Here is a 9,549-nt window from a genome sequence, read left to right on the forward strand (position 1 = left end):
TATTTTTTATCAACGTCAGCTAAAAATTCTTCGCGGTTTTTAAACTTACGAAGGCGAGGTTCGANTNCTTGTCATTTTTCAAATTGACGGTGNANNGTATTTAANNGATGNAATTNATACATATTGGTTTTAATCATNGCNTCATANCCNGTTGNTTTNATNTGTGTTCCATCCGCATAATAAATATGATATGTGCCAAAAACACGCACTCCCACATTAAACCAGTTAGGGTCTGTTTTTGTAACGTGGATGTCTTTTTTGCCAACACTAATAAAATTATCACCAACCCGCACTTTATTTGAAAGTATTGTGTATTTATAGATATCTGATTTATGAACAAAAAAGTTACACATGTGTTTTTGATTATCTAACTGATTAAATACCTTAAACTGACCACCAGTTGGCAATTTAACAAAGTGATAATTAGTTTGTGGTTGATAGTTAGTGGTAGTTGTATTCATAATTTCTGTTCCTTTCTGCGGTTTTGAGCGAATTTAACCCCCTTATTAGCGTTGATATTTTCCAAAATGTAGAATAAATATTCTTTTGGTTAGTTTAAACACTAATTTACGGGTAAATAATTGTGATTTATACTGTAAATAAAAAAATAGGTAGAATGACTTTTTTATCATTCTACCTATACACAAAAATTAAAAAATGTTATAATTTAACTGACCTACCAAAAGGTGGGGGTTAAATTAATAAGCCCTAGTTAAGTGGTTTGATAGACCGCTTAATAGGTGTATAGAAGAATGACGTTGGTGTCATTTTTCTTTGTTTTTATTTAGTTGTGTTTATTATAGCACAGGTAGAGTGTATTATTTATTTAATTGTTGAATTAAGTCATCTAAACAAGTGGGGTCAACTTGAATTTTTTTAATAAATAATTTGCCACTCGGTAGAGTGGTTTTTAAATAGCATTCGCCAATTTTAAGTGTTTTAAGGTCGTTCGGATGAACAATAAACTCATCGACTGAACGCACCGAACCCATATCAGCCGTGTTATTTTTAAAATCAAGTTGGCGAGTTAGTTTTTCGGTTTCGTGGGTACCAAAAACACTCGCTACATATTCTGCGGTGTTCGGGTCTTTAATGTTATGACAAACAATAGTATTAACATTTCCAAAAATGGTATCTGTTAAATTCATATTGTTTGTTTTTAGGTCGTTGATTGTTTGAAACGACAAGAAACATTGATAATTAAAACTGCGTGATTTATTTATCAAATTGACAATCGTTTCACTCGCAAAGACATTAAACTCATCTAAAACAATGTTAATTTTTTGATTAACTGGTTTTAGAGTGGTTAATTCTTTTAAGTCTTGGATAATGATTTTACCAACCGAACCCGCTAGTTTGGGATACATCAACGAATTGATACTAAACAAAATCGTTTTATGTTGTTTTGATAAATCAACCAAGGAATTTTTAATCCCAATATTTGTTTTTAGTTGTTGGCGATAAACATTTAATCGCGAACGCATTCCTAATATGTCATCTTCATCAATTTTTTCTAAATATTCATAACGGCTGTCTTTCTTACTAATTAATTGTTTTAATTCTGATTTATCAAAATATTTAATAATATTTTCTAATGTTAAATCAACATTTTTATTAATTAATGTTTCGGTTAAAATCAACACATAATCATTTGCCAATGCTTCATAATGGGGTTCGGTAAAATTAAACAACGACATTATCTTATCGGATAACACAACACTATCTTTTGTCGCAAAAGGGTTATATTCCGTTGACCCACCAATTTCTCAAATAAAGGCGTTAGGGTCTAGTTGTTTAACTTTATCAATTAAATCAATATCTCCTTTACCATCAATAATAATTGTTGTTTCTCGGAATTTAAACCTTAACGATTTTATGATTTGCATTAATGTTGTTGTTTTACCACTACCCGTTGTTTCAACAAGGATAGTGTGTTGAGTTAAATTTGATTTTATTAAACCAAAGTTTTTGTTTAATTTAAGCAAATTATCTTGCGGAATTTGTTTAAATTCTTGCTCTTTTCGTTTTGCTTTTTTCTTTTGTTCGTANGCAAACATATCAAAGTGTTGTCATTTCTGATAACCAATAAAACCAGCAANGACAANNACAACGATAGTGCNNATAATTGNTGAAATTTTAAAGCAAATATCTTTGNTATAAGCAGTTGAAAAGGTTTGNCAAGTAATCGCTTTTAGTTTTATTCCCGCATAGCCAAGAGCAATCACAATATTGATAAGCAAAATAAATAAGAAAAAGNTTAATACAGCAAAAATAATTCAAAAGATTACTTTTTNNAATTTATTAAGTTTTTNATANNATTGTTTTATTTTNNNCATAAATTTNNCTCCTAACTAAAAGNTTCTTGTTCTATTTCGCTTGCTTCAACATTCAATAACATTCGGTTATTAGCACCAATAGAAAACAAGCAAGTTCCCGTTGGTGCGGTTGCAATCGTATCTTTTTGATATTGATTTAATCGCCCACTAGTGGCAATTAAATTATCATAATCTTGTAAATCGCTCGCCGCTAAATGATGAACAAACTGATATAAACAGTTGTTGATTATTCCTTGGGCTTGCGTTTTAATATTCGCATTGCCCATAAAGTCGTTGATATTTTGCGTCATAATATATAAAATACCATTATATTTTCGAATGCGTTTTGTCATTTCAAATAAGAAATTCAACGCTAAGGTACTGTTTTCATTAATCAATAAGTGAGCTTCATCGATGGCAATACAAATTCATTGTTGTTCTGCAATTGGTAATGCTTGGTTTTTAGCTTTGTTTTGTTTTACCACCTTATCCAAAAAGGAAAGCATTAAAAACAATTGGGCATTTTGGCGGTTTTTGTTTGAAGTTAATTCGTGGGTATCAAAAACAATCAAATTACTTTTTAGCGATAAGGTGCTTATTCCGTTTCACAAAGCACCATCGGCTCCTTTGGCAAGTTTTCATAAAACATTGTATAAGTGTGATTTGTTATTTTCGTTTTTTTCTTGTTTTTCAATTAAAGTAAACAAATGTGATAAAGTAGGATAATCACGAGCAAGTAAAGTGTTTAATTCTGTCTTATCAGTAATTTTAAAATCTTTATATAATTTCAAAAGGGTTTGTTGTAATAAACTTAAATCAATATCTGTTAAAGACGGATATAAGATTTTAAACCATTGTTCCAGTAACGATATATGTTCTAATAAGTCATCTGAAAAAATCTCTAACGGATTTATTAGTGCTTTGTCTGATTTCCCAATTGGGATAATTTCCCCACCATAATAATTGGCTAGTTGGTGGTATTCCCGCTCAGGGTCAATAATATATAANTTTGTGTTATTACAATATAATCAATTTAATTGCTTTTTAGCATTAAATGNTTTNCCGCTCCCNGTCATNCCNNCAANNAANGCATTACTACTATTGCGGAAACTATCACGGTGTTTTATATCAAAACTTATCGGTTCATCAATATCATTCGTTCCCANNANNAACCCNTNNTTATCATTTAAAGGTGTTGCTACAAACGGATAACTACTTGCNAGTGAAATAACAGGCATTTCTTGTCATCATTCNGTGCTGTTTTTGATATTGTTGTTTCAGACAAAATTATATGCTTTTAATTGCTGAAATTTTAATTCATCAGGTATAAAGCCTTTTTTNANCATTTCACTTATTAACATCGTTCTAATACTATCTAGTTCTTTTTTTGTATCAGCAAAACAANTAAACATAACTGAAACCATTTTCAAGGTTTCACCACCATTTTGAACCATATTCATTAATTCTGTAAAATGTTCCAANTANGATTGATANTTAATTTCTTCACTTGTTTTGCTTGTNGTTTGAATTTCAGCACGATTTATAGCACGGTCAAGCAATTTCAATGCTTCTTGTTCTGAAATATGATGAACNTTCATATTAACATTAACATTGTTCAAATTAGCAAGAAAACCCAACCAAGTATCAGGNACCAACAACGGATATTGTGATACAGTTAAATAAGAAATAAATTTATTATCAACTGTCACATAATTAGNAAATTGTCTAATTTTATGTGGTTTNTCAACAACATTATTTGTTGGAATAATATTNCGTTGAACTAATAAACTTGTTTCTTCNAANGTTGCTTTAATAAATTTAATGTTATTATCAAATTCATTAATAACATATCTTAATTTTTGATTTATTAAAGCAACATTATCAGCAGTAATCATTAAAAAGTAAGCAGTTTTTAATTTTTGATTACCATATTGCAAATTCATATATCAATTTTTCAAATTTATTAACTCAGTTTTTTTAAACTCAGTTTTTTCTTTGAGTAATAATTTATCAATATTTTTAATTTGTTCGTTAAATTCATAAGGAATTTGAATTTTACAAATTTCAAAATCAATATCTATTGTTTTAAAAATGCTTGCTAATTTATAAATAGGAATATCACGCTCTTGCTGATTAGCTAACAAAATATCAACAGCTTCAATACGATAAACAACACCAGTTTTATGTTTAAATTTAATGGTATTGTTTTCTATTTTTTGAATTTGACTAATTTTTAAAACATCATTATTTTGTTTTTTAACAAAAATATATTTGAATGCAGTTCAAATAACGCTGTATACTTTGTTTCCATTTTTTGTTGGAAACATTAAAATTAAGCTTGTTAATCACATAAAAATGGTAATAAGCACACTACCGATTATTTGATACTTAAATAGAAAAGAAAAAATCAACGCTGTAATTAAAAAATCAATTACAATAATTGCAATTTCAACTTTACCAATTCCACCAAGAGCATTAGAAATTGTAAAACGAATTTTACTGGCTCGTTTTGTAATAATGCGAGCTTTATTTTCTTCCATAATTATTCACCCCCTAAGTTTTTTGTTGCTTGTTGTTTGTCAAGTCAAGCAACAATCTTTTTAAATTCCGCTTGATAAAGATTGAGTAAGTACTGTCCTTGTCAAATTTCACTTTTTAAATGACGGTTGCTGTCAGCGTCATATATTCATATTGTATAATCATCATCGGCTTTAATACCAACAGCAAGCATTTTTCCGTTACGCGAACCGTGAATACATTTTTTACTAATTCACACCGACAACCCCTTATGTTCAGGGATTGAAAATAAACTGGCCTTTTCGGTTTCGCGTTTAAGTTTTCTGCGTGCCATAATGTTTACTGTTGTTCACTTGTTTTCTTTTATTTCCATAATTTATGTTTCCTTTATTATGCTTTGTAAAGCATTGAGTTAATATCTTATTCATTAAAATAACTTTCAATGTGCCACAAACGATTATTTATCAGTAAATCACTGATTAATTTTTTCACTTGTTTTGCTATGTTGGTTTTTATAATCGCCAGTGAATGCGTTTTTAAATTGTGCCTTGGCAATATTTTTAAAACCGTGTTCTTTTGTCCCCGTGTGATATGCACGAACCGCACCAAGTCCACGAGCAGTTTTTTTACTTAAACTATAACTTGCCTTCACACCACTTACTGTCAACGCACCACCAGTCATAAAGGCATTGGTTGCTACTTTTAACCCCATTATATTACCAATCCCATCACTCAACGATGTAGTACCACCCATCAGTGATGATAAGAGTTGTGGTGATTTCACAACAACAATACCAAACGCAAAAATACCTAATAAAGTAAAAATTGGTCTTGTTGTTGGGTCGGGAATGGCTTTGCCAATTTCCGCAAACACTGACATACTCCATAAAAACAAACTATACGCCAAGAAAACCATATTAAAACTAATAAAACGAGCAACAGTTAATTCTTTTCAGTTTTTAAATCTTCGTCCCTCATCTTGAATTGCCGATACTATCACAACGGGCGATATTACATAAAGAATTAATAACTCCGCAGTTCTTCAAAATAGGAACAACGCAATCAACAAGAAAATGTAAATCATAAAGCCCTCTGAAAACAAACACAGCAAATAATTAAAATGCCCACTATCATCAAAGGTTCAACTCGCTGGCACATAATCAAAATCGTGCATACCATTATCAAACGACGAATTAAATATAAACAACCCGATATTTTGCATATTTAAGTTACTTGCTTGCATAATCGCTTGCGTTAACAAGTTAACAATAATATTCAAGGTATAGAAAATAACTGGTATTGTCGAAATAGCTACAAACAATAAAATCATATTACGCAATGTTATTCTTAACTTGCTATGTTTTTCATCAGCCAACATTATTTCAATCATCCGCCCTGCCAATAACAACGCCAATATTATCCCAGCAATTGATAACATCACAATAAATAACATCGGCACACCACTATCAGTATTATTTTCAAACAGCAAACGATTTGTCAAATTCCCACCCGACATAAAATAAATTATGTCTTGGAATTTATTTAAAAGTCACAATAATGGTTTTATGAAAATAATATATAAAATCATAAATACCGCGTCCATAATTTTACCAAGCAGCCAACTTGGTGCGTCTCCACCACCATCACTCAACGATTGATTATATTGTATAAACAATTCTGAGGAGTGCATACTAGTAAAATGATTGATTGTGTCGGGGGTAAATATCGCCATAATCGTCGCAATAATTACGACAATAATTACTGCTATTAACATCAACGGCAAAAATGCTATAATAAGAAAGATAGCCATTTTTTTAATCATATTATTGACAATGGCTATGACATTTTTAAATGATGTTGGCTTTATCTTGGCGGACTTGCCAACACTGAAAGGGTTTTTTAACCCTTTTTTATTTTGTACCATTTTTTAATTCCCCCTTTTATGCAATGCCTAAAATAACATCTTTTAGACCCAATACAATCGCACTGGCCAAAATCACAATCCCCAAACAAACACCAACCCAAGTAACACGAGCAATCGTTTCTCTTCGCTGTTCGGCGTTTTTGGCAAATTTCCCAGCAATACCATAGTATGCCACCATAACAATCCCAATAACAATCGCTACTCCGATTAGAATTGGCATTCCAACGGAAATTATTTTATTACCAATTTCTTGCAAACTAGTTGACCCACTTGTCGCTAGTAACATCATATTTATCACCACCTTTCATTTGTTTATCTAATTTCTTTTTCTTTCTAACATCACTAATGCCTTTGCAGAAACCAGTTATAAAACCTAAAAGACCTAGTATTTTTCTAAATACTCACCACGCCGGACGAGCAAAAAGACAGATAAGAATAAGCACCGCAAAGAAAATTGTTCAATTCATCTTATTTCCCTCTTTTTGCTTTTTCGGCTTCTTCTTCGGCCTCGATTTCTGCTAAGGCTTTGTCTTCTCTAATTCTTCACGCTTTTTGTTTTTTATCGCGGATTGGTCCTAAAATAAACGGGTCAACCACAAATTTTCATAACAACCACCCAAGAAGAACAAGACCCACCAACGAACCAACCACTATTCCAAAGATAGCCCAAATACCCAAACCAGATTTTTTGTTATTATCTGGTGCATTACTGTCCTTAATTTGTAAGGTAAAGCTATCTGCTGTGGCAGTATTATATTTAACAGTAATATTTACTTTGTCATTTGGTTTAAACTCACTTTGATTTAAAACAAACGAAACTTTGTTTATATCATAATTGCTGGTATTTACCTTATCAATTTTGATATCACTTGGAATTTGTTTCTTTAACTGCTCAACGACTTGCTCTTTTGTCAACAGTGCTTTTGAAAACAATTTACCATTTGTTTTAAACCAATCAGAAAGAGCACTAGCAAATTGATTATCACTAGCAATTTGCTGTCAATTTTTACTCTCTGCAAACAATTTATTTAACTGACTAGCACTATAACCACGGATATTGTCATATCCATTTGCTTTCGCTCAAATTTCAAATTGTTTTCCATTATCAGTATCAAAATAATTTGCCATTTTTTGTTGTGGGGCAATTTGTAAATAAATGTTATTCTTATGACCTAAGTTGTCAGACAACTCAACAACATATTTACCATTCTTTGTTGCCAACTGCGACCCATCAAGTTTAATCCCACTTGATGGGTCAATGTTGCTTGATTGTGATGTTTTATTTCATTTATCATCACAACCATACACAACACCAGTTATCACACTACTTGGGGTTGGTTTAACCATTGTAATAACACTTTCACTACTTGCATAGTAAAATGTGTTAACTGGGTTAGTAAGATTGCTTGTATCAATTTGACCAAGATAATCTTTCACCACCGTTGCTTTTGATGATGTTGATACTACATCTATTTTTAAATCAACTGTTGTTGCAGGAACAACATTGTATTTAACAGCAACCGAACCTTTATAACTCTTGCTATCTGGTTTTGCAGTTAATGTTGCCGAATTGTTGTCTTTTTTCTCAATTGTAATTTGTGAAAAATCAACAATGCGTGCGTTTTTCTGTGTAATTGCCGAAAAAATAGTACTATCGTTGTTATCAACAATGTTGCCTAAATTATTCTCATCAGCAAATTTAATCACATCACTTATATTTTCTTGTTTGCTTGGTGTCGGTGGGTCTATTTTCGCCTGCATAGAGACCGTAATTTCACTGGTATATTGTTTACCATCCAAAGTAAACATTACTTGTAAATTATGGTCTCGTGGTGCAGTTTCGGGTTTAACATTGATTTTCCAATTTTTTCTTGTTTGTGGTTGTTCAACATTATCAAATAAAACTTTATCAATGTTTGGGTTAGCAATATCAATGTTAACCTCCCCATCCACGCTAAGCAAGTCAGGGCGAGTTCAAGTTTTCGTTTTTGAACTATCAACCAAAGTAAACTGACTTTGTATTTTTGTTCATTCTAAGGCTGTCAATGCTGAATGTATTACAAAAGTTCCATTATTTGTTCCAAGATAAAGATATCTTGTATTATCAACGGCAATTGAATTTATTTGTCCACTAACACCATTGATTTTTGTTGGTGTTATTTCGCCAACACCCAACTTATATGCACCATCAAATTTTCCAAAATAAATATTGTCATTGCTATCAATTGCAGATGATACAAAANCACCATTTATACCATTGATTTTTGTTGGTGTTATTTCACCTTGTTTCAACACATAAAGACCATTGTTTGTACCAAAATAGACATTGTTTTTACTGTCAACTGAAATTGATTGAACAAAAGAAGGCAAGGTTGAAATTGATATTACATTGCTTGACCCAGCAACCAACTTATACGCACCATTATCTGTACCAAAATAAATATTGTCATTGCTATCAATTGCAGATGCATAACTAATCATAACATCAACAAACCCATTTATTTTGGTTGGCGTGTCTGAACCTCGTTTCAACACATAGGCACCACCTTTACCCATTTCAAAATAGACATTGTTTTTACTGTCAACTGAAATTGATTGAACTTTATCATTAACTCCGTTTATTTTTTTTATTGGTAGGTAGTCGTTGTTTGAGTTGGATGTCAAAGAACTAACATCGCGTTTAAAACGAGTTTGTACTGTATTGGCAAGCAACGGCGCGGGAACGCTCGTTGCCAATGTTGATATGGTTAATAGACTTAGTAATTTTTTCATTTCGTTATTTCCTTTCTGAAT

At 31.4% G+C, this 9,549-nt stretch carries 5 protein-coding genes; all 5 read right to left on the reverse strand.

Annotation, left to right across the window (positions count from 1 at the left end):
* Positions 1–818: 818 nt before the first annotated feature.
* The 5 genes from TS70_RS08660 to TS70_RS05025 all read right to left on the reverse strand — a co-directional run bounded on the left by TS70_RS08660 (position 819) and on the right by TS70_RS05025 (position 7,223).
* The gene (locus tag TS70_RS08660; protein WP_443028836.1) at positions 819–2,336 is read right to left on the reverse strand and encodes a type IV secretory system conjugative DNA transfer family protein; all 1,518 of its coding nucleotides are present in this window, start codon (positions 2,334–2,336) and stop codon (positions 819–821) included.
* Between the two features lie 2,521 nt (positions 2,337–4,857).
* Positions 4,858–5,205 carry a hypothetical protein gene (locus TS70_RS05010; protein WP_198049590.1) on the reverse strand — a complete coding sequence of 116 codons (348 nt, stop codon included), beginning with the start codon at positions 5,203–5,205 and terminating at the stop codon, positions 4,858–4,860.
* A gap of 84 nt (positions 5,206–5,289) precedes the next feature.
* Complete coding sequence (locus tag TS70_RS05015) at positions 5,290–6,756, reverse strand: Mbov_0396 family ICE element transmembrane protein (protein ID WP_198049591.1); 1,467 nt, start codon at positions 6,754–6,756, stop codon at positions 5,290–5,292.
* A 16-nt stretch (positions 6,757–6,772) separates the two neighbouring features.
* Positions 6,773–7,045, reverse strand: coding sequence for an Mbov_0395 family pilin-like conjugal transfer protein (locus TS70_RS05020; protein ID WP_198049592.1), 273 nt, complete (start codon positions 7,043–7,045; stop codon positions 6,773–6,775).
* Positions 7,014–7,223, reverse strand: a complete 210-nt coding sequence (locus TS70_RS05025; protein ID WP_198049593.1) for a hypothetical protein — start codon at positions 7,221–7,223, stop codon at positions 7,014–7,016. The genes TS70_RS05020 and TS70_RS05025 overlap by 32 nt, the downstream gene beginning before the upstream one ends.
* Positions 7,224–9,549 lie beyond the last annotated feature (2,326 nt).

Origin of the sequence: Spiroplasma sp. hyd1 (assembly GCF_016082235.1) — a bacterium.
Classification (GTDB): Bacteria; Bacillota_I; Bacilli_A; order Mycoplasmatales; family Mycoplasmataceae; genus Spiroplasma; species Spiroplasma poulsonii.